Raw genomic sequence first — 443 nt, 5'->3', positions numbered from 1 at the left:
TCTACCGGCTGCGCGGCCGCGCCGGCGGCGGCATCGTTCACATGCGCAGTTTTCTAGCGCGCCAGGCGCGCATCGACCGCGAACAGCGGGAGGCGCGCCGACCGGAACTCGAGAACCGTGTCATTCACGAGGTCGGCACCGAGAGTAAGCGGGATATTGCGTTCCTGGAAGCCAATCCCGACTGGTTCGATTTTGTGCCGCGCGAGAACCGCTTTTTTGCCGATTGGGAACGATCGAGTGCTTGCGACCACCGCATTTTTGATCATTGGGCCTTCGACATTCACGATCTTGAGCATCGCGACCGGCGCGAGATCGGCTTTATCCCGCGACCTCTGCGGTCTCCCAGCGAACAGCTGCTGGCGCAAGACAGCGTCTCCGTGCATCGACTGATGGAGCGCATCGAGGCGATAGACCAAAAAATCGGCCTGCCCTTCGCCTGGTTC

The 443-nt window shown here is 61.4% G+C and carries 1 pseudogene; it reads left to right on the top strand.

The features are described from left to right. Positions 1-443 (top strand): annotated as a pseudogene (locus tag EOA24_RS40820) (hypothetical protein); the annotation flags it as partial.

The organism is Mesorhizobium sp. M2A.F.Ca.ET.039.01.1.1, from assembly GCF_003998035.1.
In the GTDB taxonomy this organism is placed as follows: Bacteria; Pseudomonadota; Alphaproteobacteria; order Rhizobiales; family Rhizobiaceae; genus Mesorhizobium.
This window is presented reverse-complemented; position numbering and strand designations above follow the sequence as displayed.